The sequence below is a fragment of the Mycolicibacterium parafortuitum genome, assembly GCF_010725485.1.
GTDB lineage: Bacteria > Actinomycetota > Actinomycetes > Mycobacteriales > Mycobacteriaceae > Mycobacterium.
This window is the reverse complement of the sequence record NZ_AP022598.1, coordinates 4,922,244-4,941,350: the sequence shown is the minus strand read 5'-3', so window position 1 is coordinate 4,941,350 and position 19,107 is coordinate 4,922,244. Positions and strand designations below refer to the sequence as shown.

Here is a 19,107-nt window from a genome sequence, read left to right as displayed (position 1 = left end):
GAGCTAGTCGGCGCGGCGGTCGAGTTTGGAGACGAACACGGCCGCCTGCGTCCGGCGTTCCATCCCGAGCTTGGCAAGCAGGCGCGAGACGTAGTTCTTGACGGTCTTCTCGGCCAGGAACATCCGGGCCGCGATCTGCTTGTTGGTCAGCCCCTCGCCGAGCAGGTCGAGCAGCACGCGCTCCTGTTCGGTCAACCCAGACAGCGGATCGGTGCGTTCGCCCTTGCCGCGCAACTTGGCCATCAGTGCCGCCGCGGCGCGGTTGTCCAGCAGCGAGCGTCCGGCGCCGACTTCTTTGATCGCGCGGGCCAGCTCCATGCCCTTGATGTCCTTGACCACATAGCCGCTGGCGCCCGCCAGGATCGCATCCAGCATCGCCTCGTCGGAGGTGAAGGACGTCAGCATCAGGCAGCGCAGATCGGGCATCTGGGACAGCAGGTCCCGGCACAGTTCGATGCCGTTGCCGTCGGGCAACCGCACGTCGAGCACCGCGACGTCCGGTTGCAGCACCGGGATGCGGGTCATCGCCTCGGTTACTGAACCGGCCTCGCCGACGACGTCGAGTTCGGGATCGCTGCCGAGAAGGTCGATCAGCCCACGCCGGACCACCTCATGGTCGTCTACCAGGAACACCTTCACCATGTCGCGACGTCCTGCTCTCCACTGGTCGGCACCGTTCGTTCACAGCGCGCGCGGCGCCTCGCACAACAGTATCGAGCAATCGGTGTCGCGCAGGGCGGTGTTACCCGGCGCGCCGACCAGCGGCGTGACCCCGCCGGGGCGTTGCCGGCCCGCGACCAGCAGTTGCAGTGACTCGCCGTGGGCGGCGAGGTAGTCGAGGGTGTCGGCGCCGGTGGGTACCGCGCTGATGTCGAGATCGGGGTAGCGGCGCCGCCATTCGTCGAGCCGGCGTTCCCAGCGCGCCGCCGCGTCGGCGTGGCTGCGGGCCGGGGTGAGGACCCGGACCGGGGCGTGCCTGCGGCGCGCCTCGTCGAGCCCGCGCTGCAGCACGGTGTCGCTGGAAGCGGGGCCGGCGATCTCGATGACCACGGCACGGTCGGAGCTGCTGTGGGGCCGGTGTGCCCGCACGATCGCGACCGGGCAGTGCGCGGCCGCCGACAGCGCCGCGGCCGTCGAGCCGATCCGGCCCTGTGTCGCATGCCGGAGCCCTCGCGCCCCGACGCAGAGCAGCGTCGCGCGCCCCGCCGCTTCCAGCAGCTTCTCGACGGGTCGGCCCTGCAGGATCTCCATCTCGATGGTCACCGGTTTCTCGGTGGACTCGACCGCGGTCAGCGCGTAGCGCATCGCGAGGTCCGCGGTGGCCAGTCGGCGGGCCTGCTGCTGCGGGTCCACGTTCTGCTGGTCGTGCGTGTCGACGACATAGACCAGCCGCAGCGTCAGGTTGTGGTCGGCGGCCTGATCGACCGCCCACAGCGCGGCGTCGACCGCGGCGGGGGAGCCGTCGATGCCGACGACGATGCACGGGGAACCCGCAACGTTCAACATGGTGCACCTCTGCGTATTTCGAGCACTTCGGATACCGGCCTGCGCGGGGTCGGCGGTGGGGTCGCGTCGAGGGCGGGAGCCCTGCCCACGCGGACGAGCACCTGCGGGATGCCCGCGGTCGAGATCGCCGCCGCGACGACGTCGCGGCCTTCGGGGATCTCGGTGATGTGGGTGACGGTGCAGGTGGCCATCCCGGTCGCGGTCGCGTCCAGAAGCAGCGCGGAGAGCGCCTCGCCGCACCGCAGCACGCTCTCGGCGGTGTCGTCGGCGGTGCACAGCACCACGATCCCGGCGCGGTCCGCGGCGACGTGGTCGCGGCGCTCGGGCTGGGTGGTCACCGGGAACATGCGGCCGACACCCACCCGGTCACTCTCGGCGGCCGATACCAGCGCGCTGCGCGGTATCCCGCCGTCGGCTACGAAATCGGAGGTCCACCAGCGAAGTTCGGAGTGGTACTCGGTGTCGTAAAGGCGCAGCGCCTCGGCCAGATGAGAGGTCTCGGCCAGCAGGTCGCGTTGGTCTTCGGCGACGGTGTCGATCTGGACCGTCACGTGTTCGCTTGGGCTGCCCAGTATGTCGTCGAGTTCCTCGTCGGCGGGGGCGTTCAGCGGCAGCCGGTCGGTGCGGCGCAGCAGGATCGCGTCGGCACGGCGGCGGTGCTCGGCAGAGACCTCGGCGGGGGAGAACTCGATGCTGGCGATGTGGTGCGGGTCGGACGGTTCGGGCAGGCGCCGCACTGTGGTGGCCCATCCGGCGGCGGCCATCGCGACCCGGAAATGGTCGAGGACGGCACCGCAACTGATCAGCGCCTCGCGCCCGGTGGCATCGGCGGCGCGGATGGTCCGGTCGGGGTCGGCGTAGAGCTCGATGGTGGACTCGGTGGCGACCCACCGCCACGGCTGGCTGTTGTGCAGGGACGGCGCCCGGCATGCGATCGTCACCGCGTCGACGATCGTCGCGGTGGGGAGCTGTTGCGCTGACATCCTGACCTCCGTCGGTTCACTTCCGACGATCCTCTCCGGGGGCGGGCACGCGCCAGGGTCAATAGTCCTCAGTATGTCGCGGATCGCGCCGGAGGTTCGGGCACGATGGTGGCGTGACCCCTACCGATCCGCCCGACGCCGCCGACGGCGCGACCCCGCTGCGGGACACGCTGTCCCAGCTGCGGCTGCGAGAACTGCTCACCGAGGTGCAGGACCGGGTCGAGCAGATCATCAAGGGCGGGGACCGGCTGGACGGACTGGTCGAGGCGATGTTGTCGGTGACCTCCGGGCTGGAACTCGACGACACCCTGCGCACGATCGTGCACACCGCGATCGATCTGGTCGACGCGCGGTACGGCGCGCTCGGCGTGCGCGGCTACGAACACGAACTGGTCGAGTTCGTCTACGAGGGCATCGACGAGGCGACCCGCGATCAGATCGGCCATCTCCCCGAGGGCCGCGGTGTGCTGGGTGTCCTGATCGACGACCCGAAACCGATTCGGCTGGACGACATCTCGCGTCACCCCGCATCGGTGGGGTTCCCGCCGAACCATCCGCCGATGCGCACGTTCCTCGGTGTGCCGGTGCGCATCCGCGACGAGGTGTTCGGCAACCTGTACCTGACCGACAAGATCGGCGGGCAGCCGTTCAGCGAGGACGACGAGGTGCTGGTGCAGGCGCTGGCGGCGGCGGCGGGCATCGCGATCGACAACGCCCGGCTCTACCAGCAGGCGAGGGCGCGTGAGTCCTGGATCGCGGCGACCCGCGACATCGGCACCGAGTTGCTGTCCGGGATCGACCCGGCCGGGGTGTTCCGGCGGGTGGCCGACGAGGTGCAGAAGCTCAGCGGCGCGGCGACGACGCTCGTCGCGATCGCCGGCGAGCACGACGGACCCGACGCCGAGGTGGCGGAGTTGTCCGTCGTCGCGACCGCCGGAGCGGCACCGGCCGACCCGTTCGCGCCGATCGCGGTGTCCGGCACCGCGATCGGGGACGCATTCGTCGGTCGGACGCCGGGTAAGTACGTCGGTTGCGACATCGGCACCGGCGCGGTGGTGGGCCCGGCACTGGTCCTGCCGCTGCGCACCCCCGACACCGTCGCCGGGGTGCTGATCGCGCTGAGACCCGCTGGCGGGCAACCGTTCCGCGATGACGAGCTGGACATGATGGCGGCGTTCGCCGACCAGGCCGCACTGGCGTGGCAGCTGGCCAGCGCGCAACACCGGATGCGGGAGCTGAGCATCCTGACCGACCGCGACCGCATCGCCCGTGATCTGCACGATCACGTGATCCAGCGGCTCTTCGCCGTGGGGCTGTCTCTGCAGGGCACCATCGCGCGGGCGCGGTCGGGGGAGGTGCAGCAGCGGCTGTCCGACTGCGTGGACGATCTGCAGGAGGTCATCCAGGAGATCCGCACCTCGATCTTCGACCTGCACGGCGGCTCGGCGGGGGTCACGCGGTTGCGGCAGCGTCTGGACGAGGCGGTCAATGCGTTCCCCGGATCCGGGGTGCGCACGTCGGTGCAGTACGTCGGCCCGCTGTCGGTGGTCGACGCGACGCTGGCCGACCACGCCGAGGCCGTCGTCCGCGAGGCGATCAGCAACGTCGTTCGGCACGCCGACGCCGGTGCGGTCACCGTGACCGTCACCGTCGACGACGACCTGTCGATCGAGGTCACCGACAACGGCAGCGGGATGCCCGCCGATGTCACCGGCAGCGGGTTGGTCAACCTTGCACGCCGCGCCGACGAGGTCGGCGGGACCTTCTCGGTGCGCAACGCCGACGGCGGCGGGACGACGTTGTCGTGGCGCGCGCCGCTGCCGTGACCCGCGCGGGGCTTTTCCTTCGCTGACCGGGCGGTCGCGCGCGATCTTCCCAGTTCGACGGCCCGGACGGCAGGTCCGGTCCGCCCCGGGTGCCGGTGACGGGACCGCTTCTCCTTGGCAACGGTTGGATAACACCCCATCTGTCGCGTCGGCGATTCCCCGAATTGTCGGTTCAGTAAGCCCCAGTAACTACGCGCGTGTAATTCGCGGCTCGACCGCAGAAGGACTGGGAGCACATGTCTCGGACGAAAAAGAGCATCGTCGTTGTCATGATGGGCAGCGCGGGATTGTTCTTGAGCGCCCCCCTGATGGGTCCCGCGGCAAATGCGCAACCGACCCGCGGCGGCGTGCCCTGTGTCGGGATCCTGCAGCAGATCGTGTCCCGCCCCGGCGAGATTCCGCAGGCGCTCACCGATACCGCCCGTTCGCTGACCACCCCGGGTGAGCCGGCGCCGCCGGTGGTGAGGCCGCCCGCCGGTGGGCCGGTGTCGGCCGCGACGCCGCCGGTGCCGGGCCGGCCTCCGAGTTCCACGGTCGTCCCGTCCTCGGGTTCCACCCCTCCCGTCCCGCCGACACCCGCGACTCCGTCGGTGACCTCGTCCGGTGGTGGGACTCCGCCGGTTCCGCCGGTGCCCGGCGCTCCGGCCGGAGTTCCGGTCGGCAATCCCGGCGTGCCGACGCCGCCCGTCCCCGGCGGTCCGCTGGTGACCCCGTCCGGTGGTGGGACTCCGCCGGTCCCACCGGTGCCCGGCGCTCCGGCCGGAGTTCCGGTCGGCAACCCCGGTGTGCCGACGCCGCCGGTTCCGGGTGTGCCCGTGTTCGGTGACGGCGGCGCCGCGTTGCCGCCACTCCCACCCGCTCCCGCTGTTCCCGCCGGTGTGCCCGTCGGTGCCGGCGGCCCGCCCGCACCGCCCGTTCCCGGTGGTCCGGCCGCCGTGCCCGCGGGCGCCGCGCTGCCCGCTCCTCCGGCGGGCGCGCCCGGTGCCCCGGTGTTCGGTGAGGCCGGCGCGGTGGCGCCGGGTCCCGGTGCTCCCGAGGCCGGTGCCCCCATGGGCGCCGGAGCAGGTGGAGCAGGCGGTGGCGGCGGAGCCGGTGGCCCGGGTGTCGGCGGCGGTGCGCCGGTCGAGGGTGCCGCGGGCGCGGTCCCTCCGGGCGGTGCGCCCGTCGCCGCGGCCGCCGGTGAGGCGCTGCCGCCGGTCCCTGCTCCCGGTGCTCCGGTGTTCGGTGACGCCGGAATCGTGGCGCCGCCCGCTCCGCCCGTCCCCGGTCTGCCGGTCGACGGCCAAGGCGGTGTGCTCCCGCCCCCGGCTCCCGGTTCCCCGGGTGTGCCGGTCGTCGGTGACGGTGGTGTGGTGACCCCGCCCGCGCCGGGTGGGCCGGGTGTGCCGACCGTGGGTGACGGTGGTGTGGTGACGCCTCCGGGGCCGGGTGCCCCGGGTGTCCCGGTGGTCGACGACGGTGGTGTGGTGACCCCGCCCGCGCCGGGTGGGCCGGGTGTGCCGACCGTGGGTGACGGTGGTGTGGTGACGCCTCCGGGGCCGGGTGCTCCCGGTGCCCCCGTGGTCGACGAGGCCGGCGTGGTGCCTCCCGGTACGCCCGGTGCTCCGGGTGTGCCGACCGGTGGCGACGCTTCTGTGGTGACGCCTCCGGGACCGGGTGCCCCCGGCACCCCCGCCGTCAACACGGTGGAGACGTTCTCGCCGCCCGCGCCGCCGGCCCCGGGAACCCCGTCGTCGAGTGCGATCGAGACGTTCTCGCCGCCCGTGCCGCCGTCGCCGGGTACCGGGACGGACTCCGTGGTCGAGATCTCGACCCCGCCGCCGCCGAGTGTGCCGGGTATCCCGTCGGAGGGGTCGACGACCTACACGACGCCGCCGACCCCCGAGATCACGTTCAATCCGTCCAACGCGGGCATCGACATCGGCACCCCGCCGGCCCCGGGCACGCCCGGAGCGCCGTTGGAGGCCAGTGCGAACTTCACCACGCCCGGCGTTCCCGGGGTGCCGGGAACCCCGGTGACCTCCTCGGTCGACGTCGCGAACGAGGGTGGGATCGAGATTCCCGCGGCGCCGATCGAGCGCTCGATGACCGTGACGACCCCGGGTACCCCGGGCGGGCCGGGCGCACCGGTCGAGACCGGCATCGACGTGGCGACGCCCGGTGCCCCGGGTGCCCCCGGCGCACCGGTCGAGACCGGCATCGAGGTCCCGACGCCGGGTGCCCCGGGAACGCCGGGCACCCCGGCCGAGGCCGGGACCGACATCGTGCATCCCGGTGCTCCGGGTGTTCCGGGTGCTCCGGTGGTGGGTGAGTCGGGTGTGTCGACGCCGCCTGCTCCGGGTGTTCCCGGGGTGCCTGGTGGTGGTGATGGTGCTGTGGTGACGCCGCCGGCTCCGGGTGTTCCGGGTGCTCCGGTGGTGGGTGAGTCGGGTGTGTCGACGCCGCCTGCTCCGGGTGTTCCCGGGGTGCCTGCTGGCGGTGATGGTGCTGTGGTGACGCCGCCGGCTCCGGGTGTTCCTGGCGCTCCGGTGGTGGGTGAGGCCGGCGTCGCGACGCCGCCGGCTCCGGGTCTGCCCGGCGCCCCGATCGTCGACGAGGCAGGCGTGGCCGCTCCTCCCGCAGCCGTGCCGGCGGGCGCGGGCGCGCCGCTGGATGCCGCTGCGGGTGCCGTGGCTCCCGGCGGTGCACCGGTGTTCGGTGAGGCCGGTGCGGTTGCCCCGGCCGGTGGTGCCGTGATCGAGGGTGCCGCGGGTGCAGGTGGTGGCGCGGGCGCCGGCGGGGGTGGTGCCGGTGGTGCTGCCGTCGAAGGTGCCGCCGGTGGTGTCGGTGGTGAGGGCGCTCCGCTCGCCGCGGCCGGCGGCGGCGCCGCGGGCGATGCAGGTCCGGCCGCAGCGGGAATCCCGGCCGGTGGTCCGGGCGGTGTGCCCGCTCCTGGCGCTCCGGTGTTCGGTGAGGCCGGTGTGGTGACGCCGCCGGCCCCGGGTGTTCCCGGTGGCGCGGATGCGGTGCCCGCGGGTGTGGTGACGCCTCCCGCCCCGGGTGTTCCCGGCGGCGTCGATGCGGTGCCCGCCGGTGTGGTGACGCCTCCGGCCCCCGGTGTCCCGGGTGCTCCGGTGGTCGGTGACGCGGGTGTGGTGACGCCTCCGGCCCCGGGTGTTCCCGGTGGGGTGGACGCGGTGCCCGCGGGCGCCGGAACCCCGCCCGTCCCGGGCGTACCCGGTGCGCCGGTCTTCGGTGAGGCGGGTGTGGTGACGCCGCCGACCCCGGGCGTTCCCGGCGGCTCGACGTCGGTTCCCGGCAGTGCGGGCACGCCCCCGACGCCGGCGCTGCCGCCCGGGTCGACCAACACCTACATCAACTACCCGGCTCCGCCGGTGCCGCCGACCCCGCCGAACTCGACGTCGGTCACGGCAGGCGCACCGGGGCAGCCGTTCCCCGGCACCGCGGGCAACACGCTGACCCTGTCGGATCTGCTGACGCCGCCGGGTCTGGCCCGGACCGTGCAGAACACCGCATCGTCGGTGATGAGCATCGTGCCTCCGGGCACACCGCCCGTGCCGGGCAGCTCCGGCGCGGTGAGTGTCTCGGTTCCCGGGGTCCCCAGCCCGATCGCGCCGCTGGCCGCGACGAGCCTGTCGAACCTGATCACGCCGCCGTCCCTGACGATCCCGTCGATCCCGGGTCTGCCGGTCCCGCTGCCCAACGAGGTGCCGGTTCCGTCCGACCTGCTCTGTGTCGGCACGGATTGGTCGGCGTCGCAGGGAGATTCGGCCGCGACGCCGGGCAATGTCGAGGTTCCGCGGCGCGTGACGACCGGTGGCGCGCCGGCCGGTGACCGCCGCGACCGCTGGGACGCCCAGTAGCGCGGCTCGGGACGACCCGGCCCGGCGGCATCCGAGACGGCGACCAACTCAGATGCTGCCGGGTCGGGGACCCGGTGCGGTCGGTCGACCGCGGCTCAGGCCCCGTCGGCGACGGGCGTCTGCGCCTGGGCGACCAGATCGGCGGCCACCTTGCTCAACGGGACGTTGGAGTTCTGCGACAGCTTGCGCAACAGCTCGAACGCCCGCACCGCGTCGACCCGGTAGCGCTCCATGATCATGCCCTTCGCCTGACCGATCACATCGCGACTGGCCAGTGCATTGCGGAACTGGTCTTCGCGGCGCGCCGAATTCCACGCCACCGAGGAGTGCGCGGCGAAGATCAGCCCCAGCGTGCGGGCCTCCGAGCTGAACGCGTCCGGTTCCTCGGAGTAGATGTTCAGCGCTCCGAGCGTCTCGTCGGCGATGAACAACTGGAACGCCATGATCGACCGGATCGGGGTCTCGGCGAGCGCGTCACGCCGGTAGTTCGGGAAACGGGTCTCGGTCTCCAGGTCGCGGACGTGGACCGTCTTCTCTTCCCACGCCGCGGTGAGGCACGGGCCTTCCAGGTGGCGTTGCTGGATTTTGTCCAGCAGCAGCGGCCAGTGATGCGTGCTGGCCGGGGTCTCGACACGTTTGGCATTGCGGGTCAACGTGATCCCGGCGTACATCGCGCCCGGGATCTCCATGGCCGCATGCTCGGCCAGCTCGGCGACCACCGTGTCCGAGTCGGCCTCGGGCCGGTTGTGCAGACCCTGGACCAGTTCGGCCACCCGCAGATGTGTGGCCTCCATGTCGGCTCGATCGCTCACCGTCACCGTCCGATTCTTGCGTCAATAAGGGACTACAGGCTACCGCTGGGCGCCGCCATCGGGGTGCGCGTCGGAGATCTCCAGATTGTGACCGTTTGGGCACGTGAAACGCCAATCTGCGCACTGCGTCAGCGCTCACAGTGCCCGCAGGTAGCGGTCGGTGATCACCCGCTGCACGAGCGAGGTCACCGGCGAACCCAGCCGGCTCCACCACGTCGCGTGCCGGGAGAACGCCGTCACCTCGGCGTGCACCTCCTCGGTGTCCGGGTCGTAGCGCACCAGGAACAACTCCTCGCCACGTTCGGCGTGGCCGGGCAGCGTGCCGTAGGCGAAACCGCGGCGGTTCTGCTCGTCGACGACATAGACCACCCGGCACGGCGCCACCACCGGTCCCAGATGCACCAGCACGTCGGCGCCGACCTGTGCGGCCCCGGCGGTGGCGTCGACCCGAAGACCCGCCCCCCGCAGCATCCCCCAGCGCAGACCCTCGGCCGCGGCCTGTTCGAAGCGGATCCGTCCGCGCCCGATCACCGCCGACTTGCGCACATGGTGGTATCCGGTGGGCAGCGGGCCCGCGGTCGCTCCGACCTCCCGGTACGTCAGAGGTCTGGCGGCGAGGTCGGCAAGCTTCACGCTGTCAGCTTGTCACCAGCGGCGTACCGTCGCATCGGTGACCTCCGCGACATCTGACACCCTGACCCTCGGTGGCGACCTGGGTGTCCACCGGCTCGGTTTCGGCGCGATGAGGATCACCGGCGCCGGTGTCTGGGGCCCGCCGGCAGACCGCGACGAGTGTCTGCGCGTGCTGCGCCGTGCCGTCGAGCTGGGCGTCGACTTCATCGACACCGCGGACTCCTACGGTCCCTACGTCTCCGAGGAACTGATCCGCGAGGCGCTCTACCCGTACGACGGAGTCGTCATCGCGACCAAGGCCGGGCTGCTGCGCACCGCCCCGGACGTGTGGGAGCCCCTCGGGTTCCCGGCCTACCTGCGCCAGGAGTGCGAGATGAGCCTGCGCAGGCTCGGCGTCGACACCATCGACCTGTTCCAGTTGCACCGCATCGACGCGAAGTTCCCCCTCGAAGACCAGATCGGAGAGCTCGTCGCGCTGCAGCAGGAAGGCAAGATCCGCCACATCGGTCTGTCGGAGGTGACGGTCGAGCAGCTCGCCGCGGTGCGGGCGATCACCCCGGTCGCGTCGGTGCAGAACATGTACAACCTGACCACACGCGCCGCCGAACCGGTGCTCGACGTTTGCGACGCCGACGGCATCGCGTTCATCCCGTGGTTCCCGCTGGCGGCCGGGCCGCTGGCCGCCCCGGACGGTCCACTGCAGCGCATCGCCGCCGAGCACGACGCCAGCGCGTCACAGCTCGCGCTGGCCTGGCTGCTCAAGCGGTCCCCGGTGATGCTGCCCATCCCGGGGACGTCGCGGGTTGCGCATCTGGAGGAGAACGTCGCCGCCGCGCGGATCGAACTCACCGATGCCGAGTTCGACACCTTGAGCGAAGCCGGTGCTGCCCAAGGGTGAGCAGGCCGGCCGCGGCGACACCGAATACGGTGAGCGGGTGAGCACCGACAACGCCGCCGACGTGAGCGCCGCCGACGTGCACCCGGGTGGGGGATTCAACCCGCCCGAGCCGACCAACCGGGGCGGACCGGACTACGGCAGGTTCGTCGAGGCGGTCCGCACTCTGCAGGACCACGCCCGCGGCGCCGACGCCCCAGACGCCGTGATCACCGAGGCCGCCGACCTGATCGAGAAGGTGTCCGCGCTGTTGGCGCCGTACGACGCCGACGAATGGTCCTCGCCCTCGGGCCGGCGGATGGATCTGCCCAACCGCGGCAACATCCTGAGCCCGCCGATCGACCTGCACGTCACCGACGACGGCCGCATCGCGGGCACCGCGCGGTTCCGCCGCTACCACCTCGGCCGCAACGGCGCCGCGCACGGCGGCGCGGTGGCGCACCTGTTCGACTCGCTGCTCGGCTTCACCGCGTTCAAACTCAGCGGCAGCAAGGCCCAGCGCACCGCGTTCCTGCACGTCGACTACCGCAAGATCGCGCTGATCGGGGCACCGCTTCAGGTCGAGGCCCGCATCGACGACATCGTCGACCGCAAGATCTTCGTCTCCGGGCGGCTCCTCGACGGCGAGCACGTCCTCGCCGACGCACACTCGCTGTTCGTGAAGCTCAAGCCCGGACAACCATGACCGACCGGCCCGGATTGGCCCGCCGGTGGGCGCAGTGGCGCGACCGCCTGCGCGGGCGGCGCACGGCCGACCTGATCTACCGCACCGCCGTCGGAGTCGTCGGGCTGGCCGTCCTCGCCGTCGGCATCGTGGCCATCCCGTATCCGGGCCCGGGCTGGGCCATCGTGTTCGTCGGCCTGGCGATCCTGGCCACCGAGTTCGAATGGGCCAAGCGGCTGCTGCACTACGCCCGGCGGCGCTACGACGCGGCGATGGACTGGTTCAAACGCCAGGGGCTGTGGGTGCAGGTGCTCGGTGCGCTGTTCACCTGTGCCGTGGTGATGGGCACACTGTGGTTGCTGGGCGGGCTCGCTTTCGTCGGCAGGCTGTTCGGCATCGAGCACAGCTGGCTGGATAGCCCCATTGGTATCGGGGGCTGACCCGGCGCCCCGATAGCATGGTCGCGGTCCTTCGCGACCGTGACCGCTGTACCGACAGTTTGGAGAGCCCCGATGAGCGCCCCAGCCCGCCCCGCCCCGGCAGCCCCGATCCGGGTCGCCGCCGGGACGACCGCCGGGCAGGCGGTGCGCGACGCCGGCTTGCCGTCGCGCGGCGCTTCCGACGCCGTCGTCGTGGTCAAGGACCCCGACGGTCGGCTACGGGACCTGTCCTGGGTGCCCGACGCCGACGTCGACGTGGTCCCGGTCGCCGCCGACACCGACGAGGGCCGCAGCGTGATCCGGCACTCCACCGCGCACGTGCTCGCGCAGGCGGTGCAGGAGATGTTCCCCGAGGCCAAACTCGGCATCGGGCCGCCGATCACCGACGGCTTCTACTACGACTTCGACGTCGCCGAACCGTTCACCCCCGAGCATCTCGAGGCGCTCGAGAAGCGGATGCGCAAGATCGTCAAGGACGGGCAGCTCTTCGAGCGCCGGGTCTACGCGTCCAAGGATGAGGCCCGCCACGAACTGGCGAACGAGCCGTACAAGCTCGAGTTGATCGACGACAAGTCCGGAGCCGACGATCCCGAGGTCATGGAGGTCGGCGGCGACGAGCTCACCGCCTACGACAACCTGAACCCACGCACCCGCGAGCGGGTGTGGGGCGACCTGTGCCGCGGACCGCACATCCCGACCACACGGTTCATCCCGGCGTTCAAACTGACCCGCAGTTCGGCGGCGTACTGGCGCGGTGATCAGCGCAACGCCAGCCTGCAGCGCATCTACGGCACGGCATGGGAATCGCAGGAGGCCCTCGACCGGCACCTCGAGCTGATCGAGGAGGCGCAGCGCCGCGACCACCGCAAGCTCGGGGTGGAGCTCGACCTGTTCAGCTTCCCCGACGAGTTGGGTTCGGGCCTACCGGTTTTCCATCCCAAGGGCGGAGTGGTGCGCCGCGAGCTGGAGGAGTACTCACGCCGCAAGCACATCGAGGCCGGCTACGAGTTCGTCAACACCCCGCACATCACCAAGGAACAGCTCTACATCACCTCGGGGCACCTGGAGTGGTACGCCGACGGCATGTTCCCGCCGATGCACATCGACGCGGAACTCAACGACGACGGCACGGTGCGCAAACCCGGCCAGGACTACTACCTGAAGCCGATGAACTGCCCGATGCACCATCTGATCTTCCGGTCGCGGGGGCGGTCCTACCGCGAACTTCCGTTGCGGCTCTTCGAGTTCGGCAGCGTGTACCGGTACGAGAAGTCCGGCGTGGTGCACGGCCTGACCCGGGTGCGCGGCATGACGCAGGACGACGCACACATCTACTGCACACGCGAGGAGATGCGCGACGAGCTGACGCGGCTGCTGCAGTTCGTCCTCGACCTGCTGGCGGACTACGGTCTCGACGACTACTACCTGGAGCTGTCGACCAAGGATCCGGACAAGTACGTCGGCTCCGACGAGATCTGGGAGGAGGCCACCGACACCCTGCGGGAGGTGGCCGAATCCTCGGGTCTTCAGCTGGTGCCCGACCCGGGCGGCGCGGCGTTCTACGGGCCGAAGATCTCGGTGCAGGTGCGTGACGCGCTGGGCCGCAACTGGCAGATGTCGACCATCCAGCTCGACTTCAACATGCCCGATCGTTTCGAGCTCGAATACACCGCGGCCGACGGGACCCGCAAGCGCCCCGTGTTGATCCACCGCGCGCTGTTCGGGTCGATCGAACGCTTCTTCGGGGTGCTCACCGAGCACTACGCCGGGGCGTTCCCGGCCTGGCTCGCGCCAGTCCAGGTGGTCGGAATTCCGGTGGCCGACAACCACATCCCGTATCTGGACGATGTGGTCGGGCAGCTGCGGGCGGCGGGTCTGCGCGCCGAGGTCGACAGCAGCGACGACCGGATGGCCAAGAAGATCGTCAACCACACCAACCAGAAGATCCCGTTCATGCTTCTCGCGGGCGACCGCGACGTCGAAGCGGGGGCCGTGTCGTTCCGGTTCGGCGACCGCACCCAGATCAACGGGGTGCCGCGCGAGGTGGCCGTCGAGGTGATCGCCGACTGGGTGCGGCGGCGCGAGAACGCCGTCCCCACAGCCGAACTCGTCGACGTCGACGATCGAGCAGAGCAGGGGTGACGTGGATCCGGAGCACACGATCGTAGACCACGGCGTCGGTGATCCAGACCGGCTGCAGCGGCTCTGGACGCCGCACCGGATGACCTACATCGCCGATGCGGTCAAGGCCGGTTCGGCGGCCTCGTCGGAGCCGTTCACCGACATCCCGAACATGTCCGACGAGGACGGGCTGGTGGTCGCCCGCGGTGACCTGGTGTACGCGGTACTGAACCTCTACCCGTACAACCCGGGGCACCTGATGGTGGTGCCGTACCGGCGCGTCGCCGAGCTGGAGAACCTCACCGAGGCCGAGAGCGCCGAGCTGATGGCGTTCACGCAGAAGGCCATTCGCGTGATGAAGGCCGTCTCACGCCCGCACGGGTTCAACGTCGGCCTCAACCTCGGGACCTCCGCGGGCGGTTCGCTGTCGGAGCACCTGCACATGCACGTCGTGCCGCGTTGGGGCGGCGACGCCAACTTCATCACCGTGATCGGCGATTCCAAGGTCATCCCGCAGCTGCTGCGCGACACGCGGCTGCTCCTGGCGACCGAGTGGGAAAACCAGAAGTGAGCAACTTCTACCTGATGACCCGGGCGGCGTACACGAAGTTGTCGCGCCCGGTGGCCAAGGGTGCGCTGAAGGTGGGTTTGACCCCGGACAGTGTCACGATCCTGGGGACCGCGGGATCGGTGCTCGCCGCGCTGACCCTGTTCCCGATCGGACAGCTGTGGTGGGGCGCGGTGGCCGTGTTCGTGTTCGTGCTCGCCGACATGCTCGACGGCGCGATGGCCCGTGAGCGCGGCGGCGGCACCCGCTTCGGTGCGGTACTGGACGCGACGTGCGACCGGATCAGCGACGGTGCGGTGTTCTGCGGCCTGCTGTGGTGGGCGGCGTTCGGGCTGCACAGCGCCGAACTGGTCGTCGCCACCATGATCTGTCTGGTGTCGTCGCAGGTCATCTCGTACATCAAGGCGCGCGCGGAGGCCAGCGGGCTCTCCGGTGACGGCGGGCTGATCGAACGGCCCGAACGGCTGGTCATCGTGCTGACCGGCGCCGGCCTGTCCGGCTTCCCGCTGTTGCCGGTGCCGTGGCTGTTGCACGTCGCGATGTGGGTGCTCGCGGTGGCCAGCCTGGTGACCGTGGGTCAGCGGCTGCACAGTGTGCGGACCTCGGAGGCGGCGATGGATCCGCTCGTGGTGCCCGATTCCGGGGCGAAGCCCGAGACCACGGAGAAATGACCGCGGACACGTCACTGCCGTCGGCGCTGGCCGGTCAGCTCAGTGACCTCGGATACGCGGCGGGTTGGCGGCTGGTGCGGGCGGCGCCGGAGGTCTTCGCGCGCAACACGTTTCAGGCCGGGGCGTGGTGGGCGGCGCGCAACGGCGGACCCGAACAGTTGCGCAAGAACCTGGCGCGGGTGATCGGCACCACCCCGCAGCAGGTCCCGGCCTCGCTGATGCGGGCGTCGCTGGCGTCCTACGCGCGTTACTGGCGTGAGGCGTTCCGGCTGCCCGCGATGGACCACACCCGGCTGGGCGCCGAGCTGTGGGTCGAGGACATCGGCCTGGTGTGGGAGGCGCTCGAGCGTGGCCGCGGCGTGGTGCTGGCGCTGCCGCACAGCGGGAACTGGGACATGGCCGGGGTGTACCTGGTGCAGAACCACGGCCCGTTCGCGACCGTCGCCGAACGGCTCAAACCGGAGTCGCTGTACAACCGCTTCCTGGCGTACCGCGAGAGCCTCGGCTTCCGGGTGGTGCCCGCCACCGGCGGCGAGCGGCCCGCCTACGACGTGGTGCGCGACTGGCTCCTCGACAACGGCATCGTGTGCCTGATGGCCGATCGGGACCTGAGCCGGCGCGGTGTCGAGGTCGACTTCTTCGGCGAGCTCAGCCGCCTGCCCGCCGGGCCGGCGAAACTCGCGATCGAGACCGGTGCGGCGCTGTTCCCGGTGCACTGCTGGTTCGACGGCCAAGGCTGGGGTTTCCAGGTCTACCCGGAGCTCGACACCGCGTCCGGCGACATCGGCGCGATCACCCAGGCGCTGGCCGACCGGTTCGCCGTCAACATCGCCGCCCACCCCGAGGACTGGCACATGATGCAGCCGCAGTGGGTGGCGGATCTGTCGGACGAGCGCAGGGCCCGCCTGGAGGAGACCTGATGAGCGCTTGCGCGAAGAAGCGACAGACCTGATGCGGATCGGCATGGTCTGCCCGTACTCGTTCGACGTGCCCGGCGGGGTGCAGTCGCATGTGCTGCAGCTCGCCGAGGTGATGCGTGCCGACGGTCACTATGTCAGCGTGCTGGCGCCGTCCTCGCCGGAGGCCGAGGGCACGCTGCCCGACTACGTGGTCTCCGGCGGCAGGGCGGTGCCGATCCCGTACAACGGGTCGGTGGCACGGCTGCGGTTCGGTCCGGCCACCCACCGCCGGGTCAAGCGGTGGCTGCAACAGGGCAGCTTCGACGTGCTGCACCTGCACGAGCCGAACGCGCCGAGCCTGTCGATGCTGGCGCTGAACATCGCCGAGGGCCCGATCGTCGCGACGTTCCACACGTCGACGACGAAGTCGCTGACGCTGTCGGTGTTCGAGCCGATCCTGCGGCCCATGCACGAGAAGATCGTCGGCCGCATCGCGGTGTCCGATCTGGCGCGGCGCTGGCAGATGGAGGCCCTCGGCAGCGACGCCGTCGAGATCCCCAACGGTGTTGACGTCGGCAGTTTCGCGTCCGCACCGCTGCTGCCCGGCTATCCGCGTCCCGGGCGGACGGTGCTGTTCCTGGGCCGCTTCGACGAACCGCGCAAGGGGATGTCGGTGCTGCTCGGCGCGCTGCCGGCGCTGGTGGATCGCTTCCCTGACGTCGAGGTCCTCGTCGTGGGCCGCGGCGACGAGGACCAGTTGCGCACCGAGGCCGGTCCGCTGGCGCCGTATCTGCGCTTCCTCGGCCAGGTCGACGATGCCGCGAAGGCGTCGGCGATGCGCAGCGCCGACGTGTACGTCGCGCCCAACACCGGCGGCGAGAGCTTCGGCATCGTGCTCGTGGAGGCGATGGCCGCGGGCACGGCGGTGGTGGCCAGCGATCTGGATGCCTTCCGGCGGGTGCTCAAGGACGGCGAGGCGGGCAGGTTGGTGGCCGTGGACGACTCCGAGGCCCTCGCCGAGGGGCTGGTCGAGATGCTCTCCGACGACGCCGCGCGCAGCGGCTACGTGGAACGCGCCTGGGTCGCGGTTCAGAGGTACGACTGGTCGGTGGTCGCCCAGCAGATCCTGCGGGTGTATGAGACGGTCGCCGGGTCCGGCGTGAAGGTGCAGGTCGAATCGTGATCCCGTGGGTCGTGGCGGTCGTCATCGCGGTGGCGGTGGCGGCAGTGCTGCTGGTGCTGGGGTGGGCCTATCAGACCGCGACCCGGCTGGACCGGCTGCACGTGCGCTACGACCTGTCCTGGCAGGCGCTCGACGGCGCGCTGGCCCGCCGGGCGGTGGTGGCCCGCGCCGTGGCGGTGGAGGCCTACGGCGGTGGTCCGGAGGGCAAGCGGCTGGCGGCGTTGGCCGACGCCGCCGAGCGGGCGCCGCGGGCGCCTCGGGAGGCGGCCGAGAACGAGCTGTCGGCGGCGCTGGCGCGGGTGAACCCGTCGTCGTTGGCACCGGCGCTGGTCGCCGAGCTGGCCGATGCCGAGGCGCGGGTGCTGCTGGCCCGCCGGTTCCACAACGATGCGGTGCGCGACACGCTGGCGTTGCGCGAGCGGCCACTGGTGCGTGTGCTGCGGCTGGGTGGAACCGCCGCCCTGCCAACCTATTTCGAGATCGCTGAGGGTGGCGAGGTGTCGGCGCGGGAGCCGGCGCCGGCGCGCAGGAGGACTTCGGCGCGCATCGTGCTGCTCGACGAGGGCGGTGCCGTGTTGTTGCTGTGCGGATCTGACCCGGCCGCGCTGGGCGGTACCTCACCGCCGCCGCGGTGGTGGTTCACCATCGGTGGTGCGGCGCAGCTGGGGGAGTCTCTGGTGCAGGCGGCGGCGCGCGAGCTCGAGGAGGAGACCGGGCTGGTGGTGTCCCCGCCGGATCTCGTCGGCCCGGTGTGGCGCCGCGACGCGGTCATCGACTTCAACGGTTCGGTGATGCGCAGCGAGGAGCTCTACTTCGTGCACCGCACCGCCCGGTTCGAGCCGTCGGATGCGGGCCGCTCGGGGCTGGAGCGCACCTACATCCACGGCCACCGGTGGTGCGATGCGACAATGATCCACAAGCTGGTCGCCGGCGGTGAGGCCGTGTACCCCCGGCAGTTGGGTGAGCTCCTCGACGAGGCCAACATGCTCGCCGACGCGCGGGGTGCGCAGCTGCCCGAGCCGTTGCCGTCGATCACCTGACCTGCGGATCGAATTGATTTGCGGCCGGCTCTAGACTCGATCAGTAGCGATTAAAGGAGAATGCAGTGGAATCCGAAGGTGTGGGGACTCCCGCTCGCGGAACCGCCCGGGTCAAGCGCGGCATGGCCGAGATGCTCAAGGGCGGGGTCATCATGGACGTCGTCACGCCGGAACAGGCGCGCATCGCCGAAGGTGCCGGCGCCGTCGCGGTGATGGCGCTCGAGCGCGTCCCCGCCGACATCCGGGCCCAGGGCGGGGTGTCGCGGATGAGCGACCCCGACATGATCGAGGGCATCATCGACGCCGTCACCATCCCGGTGATGGCCAAGGTGCGCATCGGGCACTTCGTCGAGGCACAGATCCTGCAGAGCCTCGGGGTGGACTACATCGACGAGTCCGAGGTGCTGACCCCCGCGGACTACACCAACCACATCGACAAGTGGAAGTTCACCGTCCCGTTCGTCTGCGGTGCCACCAACCTGGGTGAGGCGCTGCGCCGCATCACCGAGGGTGCGGCGATGATCCGCTCCAAGGGCGAGGCCGGCACCGGGGATGTGTCCAACGCCACCACCCACATGCGCAAGATCGGCGGCGAGATCCGTCGGTTGTCCTCACTGTCGGAGGACGAGTTGTACGTCGCGGCAAAGGAATTGCAGGCGCCCTACGATCTGGTCGTCGAGGTCGCCCAGGCCGGCAAGCTGCCGGTGACGCTGTTCACCGCCGGCGGAATCGCGACCCCGGCCGACGCGGCGATGATGATGCAGCTCGGCGCCGAGGGCGTCTTCGTCGGCTCGGGCATCTTCAAGTCCGGCAACCCGGCCGAGCGGGCCGCGGCCATCGTCAAGGCCACCACCTTCTACGACGATCCCGACGTGCTGGCCAAGGTGTCGCGCGGGCTGGGCGAGGCGATGGTCGGTATCAACGTCGACGACATCCCGGTGCCGCACCGGCTGGCAGAGCGCGGCTGGTAGAACCGGCAATTGTGATGAGCGCTCGCGCGAAG

The 19,107-nt window shown here is 71.2% G+C and carries 17 protein-coding genes; 12 read left to right on the top strand and 5 right to left on the bottom strand.

Annotated features, from left to right (window positions below; translation table 11 throughout):
- Positions 1-3: 3 nt before the first annotated feature.
- The 3 genes from dosR to NTM_RS23205 are packed head-to-tail and all read right to left on the bottom strand — an operon-like array spanning position 4 to position 2,489.
- Complete coding sequence (gene dosR / locus NTM_RS23215) at positions 4-642, bottom strand: hypoxia response regulator transcription factor DosR/DevR (RefSeq protein ID WP_104865548.1); 639 nt, start codon at positions 640-642, stop codon at positions 4-6.
- A 39-nt stretch (positions 643-681) separates the two neighbouring features.
- Positions 682-1,506, bottom strand: a complete 825-nt coding sequence (locus tag NTM_RS23210; RefSeq protein WP_104865547.1) for a universal stress protein — start codon at positions 1,504-1,506, stop codon at positions 682-684.
- On the bottom strand, positions 1,500-2,489 hold the full coding sequence (locus NTM_RS23205) for an Acg family FMN-binding oxidoreductase (RefSeq protein ID WP_163768228.1): 990 nt from the start codon (positions 2,487-2,489) through the stop codon (positions 1,500-1,502). Before NTM_RS23205 ends, NTM_RS23210 begins: the two co-directional genes overlap by 7 nt.
- Before the next feature lie 113 nt (positions 2,490-2,602).
- On the opposite strand from NTM_RS23205, the gene NTM_RS23200 reads away from it, so the two are divergent.
- Positions 2,603-4,315, top strand: a complete 1,713-nt coding sequence (locus tag NTM_RS23200; protein WP_179963979.1) for a GAF domain-containing sensor histidine kinase — start codon at positions 2,603-2,605, stop codon at positions 4,313-4,315.
- Positions 4,316-4,608: 293 nt separating this feature from the next.
- On the top strand, positions 4,609-8,178 hold the full coding sequence (locus NTM_RS23195) for a hypothetical protein (RefSeq protein WP_232079818.1): 3,570 nt from the start codon (positions 4,609-4,611) through the stop codon (positions 8,176-8,178).
- A 95-nt stretch (positions 8,179-8,273) separates the two neighbouring features.
- Here NTM_RS23195 and NTM_RS23190 read toward each other — a convergent pair whose 3' ends face one another.
- The gene (locus NTM_RS23190; RefSeq protein ID WP_104865584.1) at positions 8,274-8,990 is read right to left on the bottom strand and encodes a GAF and ANTAR domain-containing protein; all 717 of its coding nucleotides are present in this window, start codon (positions 8,988-8,990) and stop codon (positions 8,274-8,276) included.
- Between the two features lie 135 nt (positions 8,991-9,125).
- Positions 9,126-9,623 carry a DUF1990 domain-containing protein gene (locus NTM_RS23185; RefSeq protein WP_163768222.1) on the bottom strand — a complete coding sequence of 166 codons (498 nt, stop codon included), beginning with the start codon at positions 9,621-9,623 and terminating at the stop codon, positions 9,126-9,128.
- A gap of 37 nt (positions 9,624-9,660) precedes the next feature.
- On the opposite strand from NTM_RS23185, the gene NTM_RS23180 reads away from it, so the two are divergent.
- From NTM_RS23180 to pdxS, 10 genes are all read left to right on the top strand, one after another.
- Entirely contained in the window at positions 9,661-10,521 is an 861-nt protein-coding gene (locus tag NTM_RS23180) for an aldo/keto reductase (RefSeq protein WP_272955239.1), read from the top strand.
- Between the two features lie 37 nt (positions 10,522-10,558).
- Positions 10,559-11,203, top strand: coding sequence for a PaaI family thioesterase (locus NTM_RS23175; RefSeq protein WP_179963978.1), 645 nt, complete (start codon positions 10,559-10,561; stop codon positions 11,201-11,203).
- Positions 11,200-11,622, top strand: a complete 423-nt coding sequence (locus NTM_RS23170; RefSeq protein ID WP_163768219.1) for a TIGR02611 family protein — start codon at positions 11,200-11,202, stop codon at positions 11,620-11,622. The genes NTM_RS23175 and NTM_RS23170 overlap by 4 nt, the downstream gene beginning before the upstream one ends.
- A 72-nt stretch (positions 11,623-11,694) precedes the next feature.
- Positions 11,695-13,764, top strand: a complete 2,070-nt coding sequence (thrS, locus tag NTM_RS23165) for a threonine--tRNA ligase (RefSeq protein WP_104865541.1) — start codon at positions 11,695-11,697, stop codon at positions 13,762-13,764.
- Between the two features lies 1 nt (position 13,765).
- Positions 13,766-14,314, top strand: a complete 549-nt coding sequence (locus NTM_RS23160; protein ID WP_104865540.1) for an ATP adenylyltransferase — start codon at positions 13,766-13,768, stop codon at positions 14,312-14,314.
- Positions 14,311-14,982, top strand: a complete 672-nt coding sequence (pgsA, locus tag NTM_RS23155; RefSeq protein WP_163768216.1) for a phosphatidylinositol phosphate synthase — start codon at positions 14,311-14,313, stop codon at positions 14,980-14,982. The genes NTM_RS23160 and pgsA overlap by 4 nt, the downstream gene beginning before the upstream one ends.
- On the top strand, positions 14,979-15,902 hold the full coding sequence (locus NTM_RS23150) for a phosphatidylinositol mannoside acyltransferase (protein ID WP_163768212.1): 924 nt from the start codon (positions 14,979-14,981) through the stop codon (positions 15,900-15,902). Before pgsA ends, NTM_RS23150 begins: the two co-directional genes overlap by 4 nt.
- A gap of 31 nt (positions 15,903-15,933) precedes the next feature.
- The gene (locus NTM_RS23145; RefSeq protein ID WP_163768209.1) at positions 15,934-17,064 is read left to right on the top strand and encodes a glycosyltransferase family 4 protein; all 1,131 of its coding nucleotides are present in this window, start codon (positions 15,934-15,936) and stop codon (positions 17,062-17,064) included.
- Complete coding sequence (locus NTM_RS23140) at positions 17,061-18,104, top strand: NUDIX hydrolase (protein WP_163768206.1); 1,044 nt, start codon at positions 17,061-17,063, stop codon at positions 18,102-18,104. The genes NTM_RS23145 and NTM_RS23140 overlap by 4 nt, the downstream gene beginning before the upstream one ends.
- Before the next feature lie 65 nt (positions 18,105-18,169).
- A complete protein-coding gene (gene pdxS, locus NTM_RS23135; protein WP_083145874.1) occupies positions 18,170-19,075 on the top strand; it encodes a pyridoxal 5'-phosphate synthase lyase subunit PdxS in 906 nt (301 codons plus the stop codon).
- Positions 19,076-19,107 lie beyond the last annotated feature (32 nt).

Bases quoted from the DNA above. Each gene is read 5' to 3' on its own strand.
- NTM_RS23150 (WP_163768212.1), top strand. From the start codon at position 14,979: ATGACCGCGGACACGTCACTGCCGTCGGCGCTGGCCGGTCAGCTCAGT.
- NTM_RS23170 (WP_163768219.1), top strand. From the start codon at position 11,200: ATGACCGACCGGCCCGGATTGGCCCGCCGGTGGGCGCAGTGGCGCGAC.
- dosR (WP_104865548.1), bottom strand. From the start codon at position 642: ATGGTGAAGGTGTTCCTGGTAGACGACCATGAGGTGGTCCGGCGTGGG.
- NTM_RS23205 (WP_163768228.1), bottom strand. From the start codon at position 2,489: ATGTCAGCGCAACAGCTCCCCACCGCGACGATCGTCGACGCGGTGACG.
- NTM_RS23145 (WP_163768209.1), top strand. From the start codon at position 15,934: ATGCGGATCGGCATGGTCTGCCCGTACTCGTTCGACGTGCCCGGCGGG.
- thrS (WP_104865541.1), top strand. From the start codon at position 11,695: ATGAGCGCCCCAGCCCGCCCCGCCCCGGCAGCCCCGATCCGGGTCGCC.
- NTM_RS23210 (WP_104865547.1), bottom strand. From the start codon at position 1,506: ATGTTGAACGTTGCGGGTTCCCCGTGCATCGTCGTCGGCATCGACGGC.